The sequence below is a fragment of the Streptomyces sp. NPDC087901 genome (assembly GCF_044742205.1).
In the GTDB taxonomy this organism is placed as follows: Bacteria; Actinomycetota; Actinomycetes; order Streptomycetales; family Streptomycetaceae; genus Streptomyces.
In genome coordinates this window covers 104,570-119,686 of sequence record NZ_JBIUUC010000017.1, presented here as the reverse complement: position 1 = coordinate 119,686, position 15,117 = coordinate 104,570, and the positions used below count along the sequence as shown (strand labels likewise).

Here is a 15,117-nt window from a genome sequence, read left to right as displayed (position 1 = left end):
CCTCCAGGTTATGCGGCCCGACGGACACTCTCCCAGCCGTCCGAGTGCCTATCCGAACACTCGTCGCCCAGAGTTCACCGAGGGGCAAGCGCTGGTTCACTTGGCCGGTCGGAACCCGACGCGTACGCCCGTCACGGTGGCACCGTGGGGTTCAGAGCTGGCCCCGGCCTCGGTTCAGGACTGGAGAGGGACAACCCATGCGTGACGCGTACCACGAGGAACTCGACTCGATCGGCGAGGGGCTGGTCGAGATGGCCCGGCTCGTCGGATCGGCGATCGGCCGGGCGACGACGTCCATGCTCGACGCCGATCTCAAGCTCGCGGAGACGGTGATCGCCGCGGACCAGAAGGTCGACGACCTCCAGCACGACCTGGAGGCCAGGGCCATCGCGCTCCTGGCCCGCCAGCAGCCGGTGGCGACCGATCTGCGGATCGTGGTCACCTCGCTGCGGATGAGCGCCGACCTGGAGCGCTCGGGCGACCTCGCCCAGCACGTCGCCAAGCTGACCCGGCTGCGCTTCCCGCAGTCGGCGGTCCCGCACGACCTGCACGCCACCATCCTGGAGATGGGACAGCTCGCGCAGCGCCTGATGGCCAAGGCCGCCGAGGTGATCATCACCAAGGACGTCGACCTGGCGCTCCAGCTGGAACAGGACGACGACGAGATGGACCTGCTGCACCGCACGCTGTTCCAGCACCTGATGGACGACCGCTGGAAGCACGGCATCGAGACGGCCGTCGACGTGACGCTGCTCGGCCGCTACTACGAGCGGTTCGCGGATCACGCCGTCTCGGTGGCCAAGCGCGTCGTCTACCTGGTGACGGGCGAGCACGCGGACGAGCTCCAGCAGCCGACGCCGGTGGAAGGCGCGTAGCGCCGGCGGGCACCTGGGGCGGGTGAAGGAGCGGGGCCGGGTGCGTGCAGCCGCAGGGCGGCGCATCGAGCCATGGCGGAGCCCTGGTGATCGACAACGCGCCGGATGCGCGTGACCGGACCCGCGACGCCGTCCCCCCATGTGCGGTCGGGCCGAGGCGCATCGATACGCACACGCGTTCCTGCGCGTGTGCGCCGTTGATGCGCCCGCCCGGCTGGGCATGCAATGGGGTGGGGCGGCACGACTTGTCCGTACGCCCCGGCCGCGGGCCCCGTGCGGGTGTGCGGCCCTGTCGTACACCTTGAGGAGGAACCATGGCCGATTCCCCCACGACCGAACCCCAGCAGGAGACACCCGCCGATGTGGCGCACCGAGGCGTCCTCGGCGCCTGCGGATGCGGATCGGGCTGCGGGTGCGGCTGCCAGTCCGGCGCGCCGTGCCAGTGCGGCGGCTGCTCCGGCTGACGGGAGCCGGGCAACGAGGGGGCGCCCCGCGCGGAGCAGTCCGCGCGGGGCGCCCCGTGCCTTCGTCGTGCCTCGTCGTGCCTTCGTCAGCCCATCCGCTCCACCGCGGGCTCAGGGCCGGTCCCGGCCGCGGCGTCCTCGGCGCCGGCCGGTCCGCTCCCCACGACCGCGGGGGCCGTCGCCAGGCCGCCCTGCGGCAGACTCCGCATCAGCAGCCAGTACCCGAACGACGCCACGGTGCCCAGGACCGCGCACGTCCCCCACAGCCAGCCGGCCCCGAAGTGGTCGATCACCACACCGGACATCAGCGGGGCGACGAGCGCCGCGGCCGACCAGGACAGGGTGTACATGCCCTGGTAGCGGCCCCGTCCGTGGGCCGGTGAGAGCTGGACGACCAGGCCGTTCTGCACGGGCGCGTTGACGATCTCGGCGACGGTCCAGACGCAGATGGTCAGCGCGTAGACCGCGACCGAGCCGGCGAAGGCCGTCAGCCCGAAGCCGTACCCGGCGAGCAGCGACGACACGATGAGCAGTTGGCGCGGGTCGCGGCTCTGGATGAACCGGGTGACCGGGATCTGCAGCACCACGATGAGGACGCCGTTGACGGCGACCGCCGTACCGAAGTCGGAGCTGCTGAACCCGTCGGCCCCCATGGCCACCGGCAGCCCCACGTACCCCTGCTGGAAGATCAGGGCGATCACGAAGGACAGCCCGACGACCCCCATGAACCGACCGTCGCGCAGCACCGTGCCGAGCCGTACGTCGTCGGCGGAGACGGCGGCGGACGCGCCCCGGGTCGTGGGCGGGGCCTTCACCGGCCGGGACTCCGGCACCTTCATGAAGACGACGACCGCGCAGACGAGCGTCATCACCGCCTCGCCGACGAAGCCCGCGAGATAGCTGTACTCGGCGATGAACCCGGCCCCGGCGGACGAGACCGCGAACCCGAGGTTGATCGCCCAGTAGTTGAGCGAGAACGCCCGCACCCGGTCCTTGGCGGGGACGATGTCGGCGATCATCGCCTGGACCGCGGGCCGGGAGGCGTTGCTGGCCATGCCGACGACGAAGGCGACGCCGGCGATCGCCACCGGATGGACCATGAAGCCGAGCACGGCCACCGATACGGCGGTCGAGAGCTGCGCGATCAGCATCGTGGGGCGCCGCCCGAACCGGTCCGTCATCACCCCGGCCCCGAGCGAGGAGACGACCCCGCCGAGCCCGTGCAGCGCAACGACCAGACCGGCGTACGAGGCGGAGTAGCCCCGGTCCAGGGTCAGGTACAGGGCCATGAAGGTGGCGACGAACGCCCCGAGGCGGTTGACCAGGGTGCTGGTCCACAGCCACCAGAACTCCCGGGGGAGACCGGAGACCGTTTCACGGGTGGCCCGTCTGAGACCGGCGACAGACATGCGGGTTCCCCCCGGGACGTACGGATTCGGATGCAAGCGGTAAGCGGTCCGCCAACGGTCCGAACATTACAAATCCGGGATTCGGGCCTGCCACTCAATTGACGGCAGCCGTCAATCGGCACCGCCCGCTCCCCGCGCGCCCACGGCCCTGTCCGCCCTGTGGCCGGGCGCGCGCGGCCCGTACGGGTTCGATTACGCTCGGACCCATGGCCGACGCACCGTACAAGCTGATCCTCCTCCGCCACGGCGAGAGCGAATGGAACGCGAAGAACCTGTTCACCGGATGGGTGGACGTCAACCTCACCGAGAAGGGCGAGAAGGAGGCGGTCCGCGGCGGTGAGCTGCTCAAGGACGCCGGCCTGCTCCCCGATGTACTGCACACCTCGCTCCAGAAGCGCGCGATCCGCACCGCCCAGCTCGCACTGGAGTCCGCGGACCGCCACTGGATCCCCGTCCACCGCTCCTGGCGGCTGAACGAGCGCCACTACGGCGCCCTGCAGGGCAAGGACAAGGCGCAGACGCTCGCCGAGTTCGGCGAGGAGCAGTTCATGCTCTGGCGCCGCTCGTACGACACCCCGCCGCCCGCCCTGGAGGACGGCACCGAGTTCTCGCAGAGCGACGACGCGCGCTACGCGACGATCCCGCCGGAGCTGCGCCCGCGCACGGAGTGCCTGAAGGACGTCGTCGACCGCATGCTGCCGTACTGGTACGACGGCATCGTCCCGGACCTCCTCGCCGGCAAGACCGTCCTGGTCGCCGCGCACGGCAACAGCCTCCGGGCCCTGGTCAAGCACCTCGACGGTGTCTCGGACGCCGACATCGCGGGCCTGAACATCCCGACCGGCATCCCGCTCGCGTACGAACTGGACGAGAACTTCCGCCCGTTGAAGCCGGGCGGCACGTACCTCGACCCGGATGCGGCGAAGGCCGCCATCGAGGCCGTGAAGAACCAGGGCAAGAAGAAGTAAGCGCACGCCGAGAAGCCCCCGCCCTGCTCACAGGGCGGGGGCTTCTCGGCGTGCCCCGGCCGTCCCGGGCACGCCGATTTGGGGCGCCGACGGCGGGTACGCGTCGTGGACCCCCACGAAAGGACAACACCATGTCCCCACGACGGAGGAACATCTTCGTGCTCGGCCTCGACGACGCGAACCTGCCGACGCTGAATGCCGTGCCCGAGCCGGACTCGTACCGCTTCCACCCTCTGCTGAGCCTCGACGAGTTACAGGAGGGGGAGGTTTCGGTCGCAGATCTGATGACGCGGGCCCGCACGGTCCTCGACGCGCACGAAGGCCCCATCGACGCGATCGTCGGTTACTGGGACTTCCCGGTCAGCACACTCGTGCCGATGCTGGGCCGCGAGTACAACACGCGCACCACCAGCCTGGAGTCCATCGTCAAATGTGAGCACAAGTACTGGAGCCGGCTGGAACAGCAGAAGGCCATCGAGGAATACCCGAACTTCGGACGGGTGGACCTCGACAGCGCGGACCCCCGGCCACCGGACGGCGTGAGCTTCCCCATGTGGCTCAAGCCTGCCCTCGCCTACTCATCGGAACTGGCCTACAGCGTCTCGGACATGACGGAGTTCCAATCCGCCGTCGACAGGATAAGGGAGGGCATCGGAAGGGTCGGGCGGCCCTTCGACAGCGTCCTCGAGATGCTTGAGCTCCCCCCGGAAATGGTGGGGGTGGGAGGTCAGGTCTGTCTGGCCGAGGAGACCATGACCGGGATCCAGGTGGCCGTCGAGGGCTACGTCCACGACGGGGACGTCACCGTCTACGGAGTGCTCGACTCGATCAACTACCCCGGCTCGTCCTGCTTCCTGCGCCATCAGTATCCGAGCACACTCCCCGACTCGGTGATCCAGAAGCTGCACCAGGTGAGCAAGCGCACCATGCGACAGATAGGCATGGACTCGGCGACCTTCAGCATCGAGTACTTCTACGACCCGCAGGCCGACGAGATCAGTCTGCTGGAGGTCAACCCGCGGCACTCCCAGTCGCACGCGGAGCTTTTCGCCTACGTCGACGGCGTACCCAACCACGACAGGATGATCCGCCTCGCACTCGGGCTCGATCCCGCGTCACCCGGCGGCCAGGGCCCGTACCGCATGGCCGCCAAGTGGTACTACCGGTGGTTCGGCGAGGGAAGGGTGCACCAGGTGCCCACGCCCTCCGAGCTCGCCGCCATCGAGCGGGAGATACCGGGCGTGCGCATCGACGTCGTGCCCGCCGAGGGGCAGAAGCTCTCCTCGGTCTCCCAGCAGGACAGCTACAGCTACGAGATCGCCCACATCTTCACCGGGGCGGACGACGAGGAGGGCCTGCGGCGCAAGTTCGACCAGTGCGTCGCAGCACTGGGCCTCACCTTCGACGACACCGCCCCGGGCGGACGCGACCAGAAGACGTCGTGAGCAGGACCAGAAGCAGGAGGGAGCAGTCCGCCGGAATGCGCTATGTCGATCAACTGCCGCACGCGGTAAGGACAGAGAACCACGTCACCATCACGATGTCGGACGGGGTGCGGTTGTCAGCGAAGGTCTGGCGCCCCACCGGGTCCGACCGGGAGCCGGTCCCGGCGATCCTGGAGGCCGTCCCCTACCGGAAGAACGACCTGACCTCCACCCGCGACGCGATCCACCACCCCTACATCGCCGGTCATGGCTACGCCTGCGTACGCGTCGACCTGCGAGGCACCGGGGAATCGGAAGGCGTCCTGCTGGACGAGTACCTGGAGCGAGAACAGTGCGACGCGGAGGAAGTGCTCGCCTGGCTCGCCGAGCAGCCATGGTGCGACGGCAGTACGGGAATGATGGGCATCTCCTGGGGCGCGTTCGCCGCGCTCCAGGTCGCCGCCCGGCAGCCTCCGAGCCTGGGCGCCATCGTCATCGCCTCTTTCACGGACGACAGGTACGCGGACGACATGCACTACGTCGGCGGCGCCATGCTGTCCGACAACCTGGCCGAAGCCGGGACCATGTTCGCCTACGCCACATGCCCGCCCGACCCGGCCGTCGTCGGCGAGCGCTGGCGCGAGATGTGGCACGAGCGCCTCGACGCCGCGCAGCCCTGGGTTCTCGAGTGGCTGCGCCACCAGCACCGCGACGATTACTGGCGCCATGCGTCGCTCAGCGAGGACTACGGGGCCCTGCGCTGCCCCGTGCTCGCGTCCAGCGGTTGGGCGGACGGCTATTCCAACGCCGTGACAAGGCTCCTGAGCCATGTCGACGTACCGCGCAAGGGCTTGATCGGGCCCTGGTCCCACAAGCTTCCCCACCTCGGTGAACCGGGGCCGGCCATCGGATACCTCCAGGAGGTGGTCCGGTGGTGGGACCACTGGCTGAAGGGCTTCGACAACGGCGTCATGGACGGGCCCATGATCAGCGCCTGGATGCAGGAGAGCGTGCCGCCGTCCACCTCCTACCAGGAGCGGCCGGGCCGCTGGGTGGGAGAGCCGAGCTGGCCGTCGCCACACGTCCAGGAGGTGGTGCATCCCCTGGACGACCGCACCATCGTTCGCGAGGGAGAAGCACGCGCGTCATCGGAGTCAGCGCATTCCCCGGGACGCGTCCACGAGGTGCAGTCACCTCTCTCCGTGGGGCAGTTCGCCGGCAAGTGGGCTTCGTACAACGCCCCGCCGGATCTGCCGTACGACCAGCGCGAGGAGGACGGCGGTTCGCTGGTGTTCGATACGCGGCCGCTGCCGGAACGCGTGGAGATCCTTGGCGCGCCCGCGGTGGATCTGCTCGTGTCCTCGCCCAGCCGCTCGGCGCAGGTCGCGGTACGGCTGTCGGACGTCGCGCCCGACGGCCGTGCGACCCGGGTCACGTACGGGGTACTCAACCTTGCCCATCGATCAGGTGAAGACGGCCCCGAACAGCTTGAACCGGGCAGGACCTATCGCGTCCGGATACCTCTCAACGGAGTCGCACAGGCCTTCCCCGCCGGGCATCGCATCCGCCTCTCGCTCTCCACCTCGTACTGGCCGCTGGTCTGGCCCGCACCCTCGTCCGTCCAGCTGAGCGTCCACGAGGCCGGTAGCCGTCTCACGCTGCCGATCCGCCCGGCCGCGGCCCCGGACGGGATTCCCGCGGAGCCTTTCGGTGAGCCCGAGGGCTGCGAGCCCCCGGAGGTCACGCAGCAGACCGAGCCCGAACAGGACTGGACGGTGTCGAGGAATCTGGTCGACTACCGCTCATCGCTGGACATCGTGAAGGACCGCGGACTTCAGAGGTACGAGGAGAACGGGATCGAGGTGGGCCTCAGGGCCTGCGAGAAGTACCTCTCCACAGCGGACGACTTCGGTTCGGTGAGCGGTGAGTCGGCCTGGACCATGCGGTTCAGGCGTCCCGCATGGGACGTCCGGGTGGAGACCCGCACGGTCCTTACCTCGAACGAGACAGAATTCCACGTCGATGCCACATTGGACGGTTACGAGGACGGCCGAAGGGTCTTCTCCCGCACGTGGAACGAGAGCATCCCGAGGGTGAACGTCTGAACCCGACTCGACCTGAACTCTACGTAGAACTCTACGGAGAACTCTACGGAGAGAGGGGAAACGGACAACGGAGAAAAGGAGAAGGGGCCGACCGGATTCTCCGGGCGGCCCCTTCTCCCTGTCGTGCCGGGGTGGTGGGATGCTATGGGATCAGATGCGGCGGTGGCTGTGGTAATACCCGCCGACCTGCTCGTGGTACCCGGCATCGCCGACGTGCTTGTCCTTGTCGAATTCGGGGGAGTTCTTGATCTGGTCCTTCGTCAGGTCGACGAAAACCTTCCGTGCGGCCGCGTCGACGGTGCGTACCGTTCCGGCCGGCAGCAGGACGTGCTTTCCGAAGATCCAGACACCCGTGTCCACCACGAGGTACGAGGAGTCGACTTCGTCCGAGTGCTTGTCGACCGTTCCGATGCTCCCGTCGGTGGCTTCGACCTTGTAGCCGATCAGGTCGGTGCCCGCGGTGTAGCCGGCGGTCGGCTGGTAGCCCCAGATGTTGTCACTCATGGAAACAGCTCCTTCATCGAGATTCTTCACTCCTCCACCGAACGGACCGTGGAGTCGTGCTGGCGTTCACTGAAAGGCTGACGCCCTCTCGGAAGATCGCCTGCCCCGCTTCAAGGCCCCTACACATTCGTGGTGTTCGGAAGGTTCAAGAAGAGCACTCGCAAGGGAAGTCACGGTCCCCGCTGGGAGCCGCCGCCTTTCCGGGACCGCCGCAAACGACGCGGGGTGGACCACGACAATGCGTCGTGGTCCACCCCGCGTCATTACGGGCTCAGCCTTCCCCTACCAGCGGTACCAGCGGCCTCGCTTGCCTCCGCCGGATGCCGGGCGGATGACAAAACCGAGCAGCCACACCACCAGTACGACGACGGCTATCCACCAAAGGGCCTTCAGTGCGAATCCGGCGCCGAAAAGGAGCAGGGCCAGCAGGAGAACAAGAATGATGGGAACCATGGGTATCAACCTCCGGGGCTTCATCTGCCCCGGTACTCGCCCCGCATTCACTGCCGATGACAGAACCCGGCGAAACGGCTCGTGGCGTGTGCACGTGGTCGCAGGGGTGACGTGACCGGAAGTGACGCGCCTCACGGCTCGTCGTACTCTGTGGCGCATACGGGGAGAGCGGGGAGAGCAACCATGAGTGAGCCCCTGAAGACCTTTGTCGGCGGCGCCGAGGTCGAGGTGCCCAACAGCATCCCGTCCATCCGCGACGCGCTGCCCGAGACGAGACGCGAGGAGTTCGACCACGCCATCAACGAGGCGGGCGTGCACGAGATCCAGGCCGTGATGCGGCACTGGATGCTGGAGGCCGTGCCCGATCCGGAGGCCGAGCGGATCCTGGACAGGCTGGCGCGGGACGAGGCCGAGAGGCGGAGCGTCGCTTGAGCTTCCGGATCTCCTACGCGCCGCCCGCCGACGACACCCTGGCCAAGATGCGGGACGGCACCACCTTCCGGGACGAGATGGCACGCACGCTGGGGTGTGAGCCGTACGGGCACGGCTCGTCCGCCGTCAAGGGTGAGCACGATCGCCGTGAGGCGACGGTCGCCGGGGCGATCGTGCTCTACTACGTCTCCGGTTCGGTCCTGACCGTCACCGTGGTGCGGCTCGTCCCGCTGCCCTGATCCGGGACCAGGCGTACCGCTTTCAGGCGAGCTTGCCGGCCTGGGCGTCGATCACCGCGGTCGGCAGGTCGAAGTCGCCGCCCGCGCCGGACGCGCCCAGGTTGAGCGAGGTCAGCGAGGCGACCGTGGCGCCCTGACGGATCTGGATGAGCTTCATCGCGCTCTTCTCGCCGTCCGCCTCGACCGTCACCGTCCAGGCGACGGCTTCCTCGCCGCCCTTGACCGGCACCTCCGCGATCTTGGAGATCTTCTGCTTGGATCCGGCCGCGGTGAAGGTGAAACCGGAGGCGCACTCGGTCGCGGCGGTCCGCAGACCGGCCAGCACCTCCTCGGCGCCCTTGCCGTCGTAGGAGGCGAGTGTGGTGAGCGTCGTCGTGATGTCGAAGGCGGCCTTGAACGCCTCCGCCGGGTCGTCACTCTCCTTGTCGCCGCCCTTCTTCGGCTCGCTGACGACCTTGCGCTGCGTGGACGCGGCGGGCGTGCCGGCCTTGGCGCCCATCAGCGCGTCGGCGAAGACGTCGCAGGCGGCCTTGTCGACGGTGACGTCCTTGGCGGCGATGGCGTCGGCGGGACCGGCCTTGGCGATCTTGTGGCCCTTGACGTCACCCTGCGCCAGGGAGACCTTCTCCAGCTCGGCCGCGGTCAGCGCCTTGACGGCGGACGTGTCAGCCCCCTTGCCCGCGGGCTTTCCGGAAGCGGATCCGCCCGCCTTGCCGTCCTTGTCCGCGGCGTCCCCGGCGTCCGAACCGCAGGCCGCGGTGAGCAGGGCCAGGGACATCACGGTGGCGGCAACGGCGGTACGGCGTATGGCAGTGGGTCGCATGGCCCATCCTTCTGTCTCAGGGTGTTTCGCCCGCACGAGAGCGGCCCACGCCGGGTTCGGCGCGGCAGTGAGGAATCGTGGGGGTACGCCAACTCTATGAGTGCGCTGTGGTTTGGCCATCCGTCAAAGCGGGCATCGTCCGTGATCGTGACGACGTCGTGATCACCCCGTGAAGGCTCTGAACTGTGCAATCGACGCAGACATCAGCAACACGACCCGGAGTGACCGCTCGAAGAGGTTCGCTGATGCCGATGGATTCCGCCCTGCCCGCCGCGCTCGGTTCCGTGGGGATACCCCCGGAACTGATCGCCTCCTGTGCCCCGCTGGCCGGGGGCACGTACAACGCCGTCACCCGCGTCGGCCTCACCGACGGCCGCCGGTGGGTGGTGAAGACTCCGCCGCCGGCCCTCGCGAGCTGTCTCACCTACGAGCGCGATCTGCTGGTCAACGAGGTCGCGTTCTACACCGCGGCGGCCGGGCTCGCCGAGGAGACCGCCGTCCCCGCCGTCGTGCACAGCGGGCTGGACCCGGCGGCCCCCGGGGGCGCTTACGTGATCATGACGGAGCGTCCCGGGCAGCCCTGGCACGAGGTGGCCGAAGCCCTGACCGACGGTGAGGCGCGGCGGCTGCGCACGGAGCTCGGACGGATCGTCGGCCGGCTGCACACCGTGCCGGGGCCGGGCGGTTTCGGCTATCCGTCCACGGCTCTCGGCCCGTTGGTCCCCACGTGGCGCGGCGCGTTCACCGCGATGACCGGTGCGGTGCTGGACGATGCGGAGACGTACGGGGCGCGGCTGCCGCGTACGCCCGCGGACATCCGCCGTCGGCTCGGGGCCGCTTCGTACGTACTGGACGACGTCACCCGGCCCGCCCTGGTCCACTTCGACCTGTGGCAGGGCAACGTCCTGGTCGCCGGGGAGCCGGGAGCGCGGCGCATCGGGGGGATCATCGACGGGGAGCGGATGTTCTGGGGCGACCCGGCCGCCGACTTCGTGTCGCTCGCCCTGTTCGGGGACATGGAGCAGGACAAGGAATTCCTCGCCGGTTACGGGGAGTCGGCGCCGGGCGGGCGGGTGGATTTCGACGGCTCGTTGCGGCTGCGGCTTGCGCTGTACCGCGCGTATCTCTACCTGATCATGCTGGTGGAGACGGTGCCGCGGGAGGCCGACGCGGAGCAGCTCGCGTGGACGTGGAACGAGGTGGCGCCGCGGCTCGAAAAGGCCCTCGACGATGTGGAGTCGGGGCTGCGGCCCTGAAGGCGACCGCGGCCCCGACACTCTTCAGCCCCGGATCCTCAGGGCCCGCTGGGCGTCGTGGAGGTTGCGCGGGCGGACGGTCTCCGGGGTGCCGTAGGCCTCCAGGCGGGTGTGCAGGTCGCCGGTGAAGTCGGGGACGTCGGTCTGGTCGAACTCCGTCACCTCGCTGACCCCGACGGTCGCGCTGTACGGGGCGAGGCCGTCGATCCGCATCAGGCCGGCCCGGCCGTTGGTGACGCGGATGTTCCAGTGTGTGAAGCGGGCGCCGAACAGCGGTCCGGCGCTCGCGTCGCCGCCGTGGCGCCCGTTGTTGTTCACCGTGATGTCGGTACGGACGTTGGCGAACGGCATCCCGCGGTGCGAGTCGAAGGTGCCCATCTCCATCACGCCGCGCGACCAGACGTTGTAACTGGACAGGCCCTCGACGTTGATGCCGTGCAGCTGGGTCCCGGAGGGCGCCGGGACGGTGCGCTGCTCGATGGTGAAGTCCTCGATCAGGTTGTCGTGGCTGCCCTCGCGGCAGTAGTACGGGTGGTGCGAGCCGCGGCCCGTGACCTTCGTGCGGCGCAGGGTGCAGGCGGAGGCGCCGATGAGGCCGAAGCCGTTGTCGACGTGGCGGACGGTGATGTCGTCGGCCCAGCAGTCGTACGCGCACTGGAACGCGACGCCGTTGTACCCCTTGTCGAGCAGGTGCGGCGACTGCGGGGTCTCGACCGCTTCGAGGGTGAGGCCCTCGACGCCCGAGCCCGTGAGCGGGGCGGCGAGGGTGGTCAGCCGCGGGTCCCACTCGGGGCGGACGTCGAGCGGGAGGGGCCGCTCCAGGGTGACCCGGCGGCCGTGCACGGCGGTGATGCGGACCGGCCACTCGTAGGGGACGTACGAGGTCAGCTTCGTCTTGTCGTCCCAGTAGTACGCCTCCGGGCCCGCGCCGCCGCCCGCCATGTGCTCCAGGAGGGTGTGGGCCGAGTCGTCGGCGAGGCGGAGCAGGACGAGTGCGCCACGCTTCAGCTTCCGGGTGTCGTCGACGGTGATCGTACGGTCGCCGAGGCGGGCGGGGGCGACGGTGGCCAGGGTCTGCCACTCGTCGCGCCTGTTGCCCGTCCATCCCTCGAAGGGCCAGGCCTTCGCCTTGACGGCTTCGGTGAGCGAGGTCCAACGGGCTTCGGGGCAGAGCCAGATGAGGCCGCCCGCCCAGGACCAGCTGGACTTGTCGCCGCCGTAGCGGCTGCCGTAAGCGCCGATGATCTCGGTGAGGTTCCTCGTGGCGTACAGCGTGGTGCGGCCGCTGCCCGCGCCGCGGACCACGACATCGCTGTGGCCGATGCGGATGATGTCGTCGATGCGGTACGTGCCTTCGGGGACGATCACCGTGCCACCGCCGCGCTCTCCGGCATCGGCGATGGCGCGGTTGATCGCGGGGGCGGCGTCAGCGGAGCCGTCCGGCTCGGCGCCGTAGTCCAGGACGTTGGCGGTGAAGCCGTGGCCGGTACGGGGGCGCGGCAGGTCGGAGCCGCCGCGGTAGCCGGCCCTGCCGATGAACGGGATCTGCGGGTGCGTGAAGGGCGCTGCGGCGAACTCCCGCCAGAGCGGGGTGGGCTGCGGCCGGCTGCCGGCCGTTGCGCCGGTCGCGGCGAGGGCTGTCCCGCCGCCGAGCGCTCCGGTCGCCGCGGCCGCGGCGACCGCCACCGCGCTGCCCAGCAGTCCACGCCTGCTGATGTTCCCGTTGATCGCCATGAGCCCGATCCGCCTCTCGTAAATTCACGGATGTGAACGATGTTCATATCTGCGTCGGTCGTGAGCATGCCACGAGCCCCGGGCACGGCGAAAGACTCGTGCACCGGGGAATACGCGGGGCAGTCAGGGAACCGTCAGACAGCAGGCGTCAGTTGGCGGGGCGCTGGGTCAGATGCGTGAACGCTTCCAGATTCCGCGTGGACTCACCGCGCGACACCCGCCACGCGTACTCCTTGCGGATCGCGCTCGCGAAACCGAGTTCGAGCAGGGGGTTGAAGGCGCCGTCCGAGGCCTCCAGGACCGCGCCGAGCAGCCGGTCCAGCTCCTCCGGCGTCACCACGGAGAGCGGCAGCTTGCCGACGAGGTAGACGTCCCCGAGCGAGTCGATGGCGTAACTCACGCCGAAGAGCCGGAGGTTGCGCTCCAGCAGCCAGCGGTGCACCGCCGCGTCGTTCTCGTCGGGGTGCCGGATGACGAAGGCGTTGAGGGACAGCGCGTGCGCGCCGACGATGAGCGAGCAGGTGGTGGCGAGCTTGCGGGTGCCGGGCAGCTGGACGACGTAACTGCCGGGCGCGGGGCTCTCCCAGTCGAGTCCGGCATCCTTCAGCGTCGCCTCGATGACCTGAGCGACCTGCGTGACCTGCGGTGTCGCCGCTTTCTCGGGTACGTCAGCCATGGAGCGAGCGTACGTCAGGCGCCGGGCGCCCGTCCGGCGGGAACTCCCGGGAACCCGCCGGATCCCTCGCGTGGCGACCCGTGGTGTCGCGCCTCCAGGCGCGTCTCACCCGTGGCGTCGCGTCTTCAGGCGCGCCTCACCCGTGGTGTCGAGCGCTCAGGCGCGTCTCACCCGTGGTGCCCCGTGGTGCGAGCGCAACCCGGTGCATCTCAGCCATGGTGCGAGCGCACCCGCCGCAGCTCACCCGTGGTGCGAGCGCACCCGGCGCCGGTGTGCCTGCATCGCCTCCGTGTACACGTCCGCGGTCGCTGCCGCCGCCGTGTCCCAGCCGAAGCGCCGCGCGTGCGCGGCGGCCGCGCCGCCCATCCGCTCGACGAGCTCCGGCGCGAGCGCGAAGCGGTGGAGCGCGTGGGCGTACGCCTCCGGGTCGTGCCCAGGGATCAGGAAGCCGCTGACCTCGTCCCGTACCGCCACCGGCAGGCCGCCCACGGCCGCCGCGACGACCGGGGTTCCGGCCGCCTGGGCCTCTATGGCGACCAGGCCGAAGGACTCGCTGTACGAGGGCATGACCAGCACGGACGCGGCCCGGAACCAGTCGGCGAGCTGGTCCTGCCCGACCGGCGGGTGGAACCGCACGACGTCCGCGATGCCCAGACGGGCGGCCAGCTTCTGCAGCCCCTCCGGCTTGGCGAGCCCGCTGCCACTGGGTCCGCCGACGACCGGCACGACCATCCGGGAGCGCAGCGCGGGGTCCCGGTCCAGCAGGGCGGCGACGGCGCGCAGCAGCACGTCCGGGGCCTTCAGCGGCTGGATGCGGCCCGCGAAGAGCGGGATCAGTGCGTCCTGCGGCAGGCCGAGGCGCGCGCGGGCCGCGGCACGTCCGTCGGCGGGGCGGAAGCGGTCCAGGTTGACGCCGGGGTGGACGACGGCGACGGCGGCCGGATCGGCCTCGTAGAAGCGGACGAGCTCGGCCGCCTCCTCGGCGGTGTTCGCGATCAGCCGGTCGGCCGCGCTGACGATCTGGGTCTCCCCGATGACACGCGCGGCGGGTTCGGGGGTGTCGCCCTCGGCGAGCGCCGCGTTCTTGACCTTGGCCATGGTGTGCATGGCGTGGACGAGCGGGACGCCCCAGCGCTGCGCGGCGAGCCAGCCGACGTGCCCGGAGAGCCAGTAGTGGGAGTGGACCAGGTCGTAGTAGCCGGGGCGCTGGCCGGCCCACGCCTGCATCACGCCGTGCGTGAAGGCGCAGAGCTGGGCGGGCAGCTCCTCCTTGGCCAGACCCTCGTACGGCCCCGCGTCGACGTGCCGGACCAGGACGCCGGGCGACAGCTCGACGGTCGGCGGCAGGGCGCCGGCGGTGGAGCGGGTGAAGATCTCGACCTCTATGTTGATCGCGGCCAGGCGCTTGGCGAGCTCCACGATGTACACGTTCATGCCGCCCGCATCACCCGTCCCCGGCTGGTGCAGCGGGGAGGTGTGCACGGAGAGCATCGCGATCCGGCGCGGTTTGCGGTGGCCGCCGGGAAAGCCTGTGGGGAACCTGAGGCGCGGTGCGACGCGGCTGTTGCCGAGCCGGGAGACGTACTGGCTCACGTCGTCCGGTCCTCCTCACTCAGGGCACTGGTACCGACTCACTCACGGGCATGGGACTCGCTCACGGGCATGGCACCGAAGGGGCGCAAGGTCCCTTCGAAGGTCTGGAACAGCGGAACCCCGCCTTTCATTTCCGTTTTGCCAAATCATTACGGTACGGCT

The 15,117-nt window shown here is 69.7% G+C and carries 15 protein-coding genes; 8 read left to right on the top strand and 7 right to left on the bottom strand.

Features of this window, described 5'->3' with window-relative positions; all coding sequences use genetic code 11:
- Positions 1-197: 197 nt before the first annotated feature.
- Both phoU and ACIOEW_RS35680 read left to right on the top strand, forming a co-directional pair.
- Positions 198-875 carry a phosphate signaling complex protein PhoU gene (gene phoU, locus ACIOEW_RS35685; RefSeq protein ID WP_362557733.1) on the top strand — a complete coding sequence of 226 codons (678 nt, stop codon included), beginning with the start codon at positions 198-200 and terminating at the stop codon, positions 873-875.
- Between the two features lie 314 nt (positions 876-1,189).
- Positions 1,190-1,339, top strand: coding sequence for a hypothetical protein (locus ACIOEW_RS35680; RefSeq protein ID WP_351003609.1), 150 nt, complete (start codon positions 1,190-1,192; stop codon positions 1,337-1,339).
- Between the two features lie 86 nt (positions 1,340-1,425).
- Here ACIOEW_RS35680 and ACIOEW_RS35675 read toward each other — a convergent pair whose 3' ends face one another.
- Complete coding sequence (locus ACIOEW_RS35675) at positions 1,426-2,748, bottom strand: MDR family MFS transporter (RefSeq protein ID WP_401969169.1); 1,323 nt, start codon at positions 2,746-2,748, stop codon at positions 1,426-1,428.
- A 206-nt stretch (positions 2,749-2,954) separates the two neighbouring features.
- Here ACIOEW_RS35675 and ACIOEW_RS35670 point away from each other — a divergent pair, with 206 nt between their 5' ends.
- From ACIOEW_RS35670 to ACIOEW_RS35660, 3 genes are all read left to right on the top strand, one after another.
- Positions 2,955-3,716 carry a phosphoglyceromutase gene (locus ACIOEW_RS35670; protein WP_350998119.1) on the top strand — a complete coding sequence of 254 codons (762 nt, stop codon included), beginning with the start codon at positions 2,955-2,957 and terminating at the stop codon, positions 3,714-3,716.
- A 131-nt stretch (positions 3,717-3,847) separates the two neighbouring features.
- Positions 3,848-5,161: an acetyl-CoA carboxylase biotin carboxylase subunit family protein gene (locus ACIOEW_RS35665; protein WP_401969166.1), complete on the top strand. Its 1,314-nt coding sequence runs from the start codon at positions 3,848-3,850 to the stop codon at positions 5,159-5,161.
- A gap of 35 nt (positions 5,162-5,196) precedes the next feature.
- The gene (locus ACIOEW_RS35660) at positions 5,197-7,245 is read left to right on the top strand and encodes a CocE/NonD family hydrolase (RefSeq protein ID WP_401969248.1); all 2,049 of its coding nucleotides are present in this window, start codon (positions 5,197-5,199) and stop codon (positions 7,243-7,245) included.
- Between the two features lie 150 nt (positions 7,246-7,395).
- On the opposite strand, the gene ACIOEW_RS35655 is transcribed toward ACIOEW_RS35660, so the two are convergent.
- Together ACIOEW_RS35655 and ACIOEW_RS35650 are read right to left on the bottom strand one after the other, a co-directional pair.
- Positions 7,396-7,749 carry a PRC-barrel domain-containing protein gene (locus ACIOEW_RS35655; protein ID WP_362557640.1) on the bottom strand — a complete coding sequence of 118 codons (354 nt, stop codon included), beginning with the start codon at positions 7,747-7,749 and terminating at the stop codon, positions 7,396-7,398.
- A 282-nt stretch (positions 7,750-8,031) separates the two neighbouring features.
- Positions 8,032-8,202, bottom strand: coding sequence for a hydrophobic protein (locus ACIOEW_RS35650; RefSeq protein ID WP_350998125.1), 171 nt, complete (start codon positions 8,200-8,202; stop codon positions 8,032-8,034).
- 183 nt (positions 8,203-8,385) lie between these two features.
- Between ACIOEW_RS35650 and ACIOEW_RS35645 the strand changes: the two genes are divergently transcribed.
- Positions 8,386-8,634: a hypothetical protein gene (locus ACIOEW_RS35645; protein WP_401969163.1), complete on the top strand. Its 249-nt coding sequence runs from the start codon at positions 8,386-8,388 to the stop codon at positions 8,632-8,634.
- Positions 8,631-8,873 carry a hypothetical protein gene (locus tag ACIOEW_RS35640; RefSeq protein WP_350998131.1) on the top strand — a complete coding sequence of 81 codons (243 nt, stop codon included), beginning with the start codon at positions 8,631-8,633 and terminating at the stop codon, positions 8,871-8,873. The genes ACIOEW_RS35645 and ACIOEW_RS35640 overlap by 4 nt, the downstream gene beginning before the upstream one ends.
- A 22-nt stretch (positions 8,874-8,895) precedes the next feature.
- On the opposite strand, the gene ACIOEW_RS35635 is transcribed toward ACIOEW_RS35640, so the two are convergent.
- Positions 8,896-9,696, bottom strand: a complete 801-nt coding sequence (locus tag ACIOEW_RS35635) for a hypothetical protein (protein WP_401969161.1) — start codon at positions 9,694-9,696, stop codon at positions 8,896-8,898.
- A 245-nt stretch (positions 9,697-9,941) separates the two neighbouring features.
- Between ACIOEW_RS35635 and ACIOEW_RS35630 the strand changes: the two genes are divergently transcribed.
- Entirely contained in the window at positions 9,942-10,952 is a 1,011-nt protein-coding gene (locus ACIOEW_RS35630) for a phosphotransferase family protein (protein ID WP_401969160.1), read from the top strand.
- Between the two features lie 24 nt (positions 10,953-10,976).
- On the opposite strand, the gene ACIOEW_RS35625 is transcribed toward ACIOEW_RS35630, so the two are convergent.
- The 3 genes from ACIOEW_RS35625 to mshA all read right to left on the bottom strand — a co-directional run bounded on the left by ACIOEW_RS35625 (position 10,977) and on the right by mshA (position 14,955).
- A complete protein-coding gene (locus ACIOEW_RS35625; RefSeq protein WP_401969158.1) occupies positions 10,977-12,686 on the bottom strand; it encodes a glycosyl hydrolase family 28-related protein in 1,710 nt (569 codons plus the stop codon).
- Positions 12,687-12,834: 148 nt separating this feature from the next.
- Positions 12,835-13,362 carry a YbjN domain-containing protein gene (locus ACIOEW_RS35620; protein WP_401969156.1) on the bottom strand — a complete coding sequence of 176 codons (528 nt, stop codon included), beginning with the start codon at positions 13,360-13,362 and terminating at the stop codon, positions 12,835-12,837.
- Between the two features lie 240 nt (positions 13,363-13,602).
- A complete protein-coding gene (gene mshA, locus ACIOEW_RS35615) occupies positions 13,603-14,955 on the bottom strand; it encodes a D-inositol-3-phosphate glycosyltransferase (protein WP_362552156.1) in 1,353 nt (450 codons plus the stop codon).
- Between the last annotated feature and the right edge of the window lie 162 nt (positions 14,956-15,117).

Excerpts from the sequence above, each read along its gene's own strand:
- ACIOEW_RS35680 (WP_351003609.1), top strand. The coding sequence starts at position 1,190 with ATGGCCGATTCCCCCACGACCGAACCCCAGCAGGAGACACCCGCCGAT.
- ACIOEW_RS35645 (WP_401969163.1), top strand. The coding sequence starts at position 8,386 with ATGAGTGAGCCCCTGAAGACCTTTGTCGGCGGCGCCGAGGTCGAGGTG.
- phoU (WP_362557733.1), top strand. The coding sequence starts at position 198 with ATGCGTGACGCGTACCACGAGGAACTCGACTCGATCGGCGAGGGGCTG.
- ACIOEW_RS35635 (WP_401969161.1), bottom strand. The coding sequence starts at position 9,696 with ATGCGACCCACTGCCATACGCCGTACCGCCGTTGCCGCCACCGTGATG.
- ACIOEW_RS35630 (WP_401969160.1), top strand. The coding sequence starts at position 9,942 with ATGCCGATGGATTCCGCCCTGCCCGCCGCGCTCGGTTCCGTGGGGATA.
- ACIOEW_RS35660 (WP_401969248.1), top strand. The coding sequence starts at position 5,197 with ATGCGCTATGTCGATCAACTGCCGCACGCGGTAAGGACAGAGAACCAC.
- ACIOEW_RS35620 (WP_401969156.1), bottom strand. The coding sequence starts at position 13,362 with ATGGCTGACGTACCCGAGAAAGCGGCGACACCGCAGGTCACGCAGGTC.
- ACIOEW_RS35665 (WP_401969166.1), top strand. The coding sequence starts at position 3,848 with ATGTCCCCACGACGGAGGAACATCTTCGTGCTCGGCCTCGACGACGCG.
- ACIOEW_RS35675 (WP_401969169.1), bottom strand. The coding sequence starts at position 2,748 with ATGTCTGTCGCCGGTCTCAGACGGGCCACCCGTGAAACGGTCTCCGGT.
- ACIOEW_RS35670 (WP_350998119.1), top strand. The coding sequence starts at position 2,955 with ATGGCCGACGCACCGTACAAGCTGATCCTCCTCCGCCACGGCGAGAGC.
- ACIOEW_RS35650 (WP_350998125.1), bottom strand. The coding sequence starts at position 8,202 with ATGGTTCCCATCATTCTTGTTCTCCTGCTGGCCCTGCTCCTTTTCGGC.
- ACIOEW_RS35655 (WP_362557640.1), bottom strand. The coding sequence starts at position 7,749 with ATGAGTGACAACATCTGGGGCTACCAGCCGACCGCCGGCTACACCGCG.
- ACIOEW_RS35625 (WP_401969158.1), bottom strand. The coding sequence starts at position 12,686 with ATGGCGATCAACGGGAACATCAGCAGGCGTGGACTGCTGGGCAGCGCG.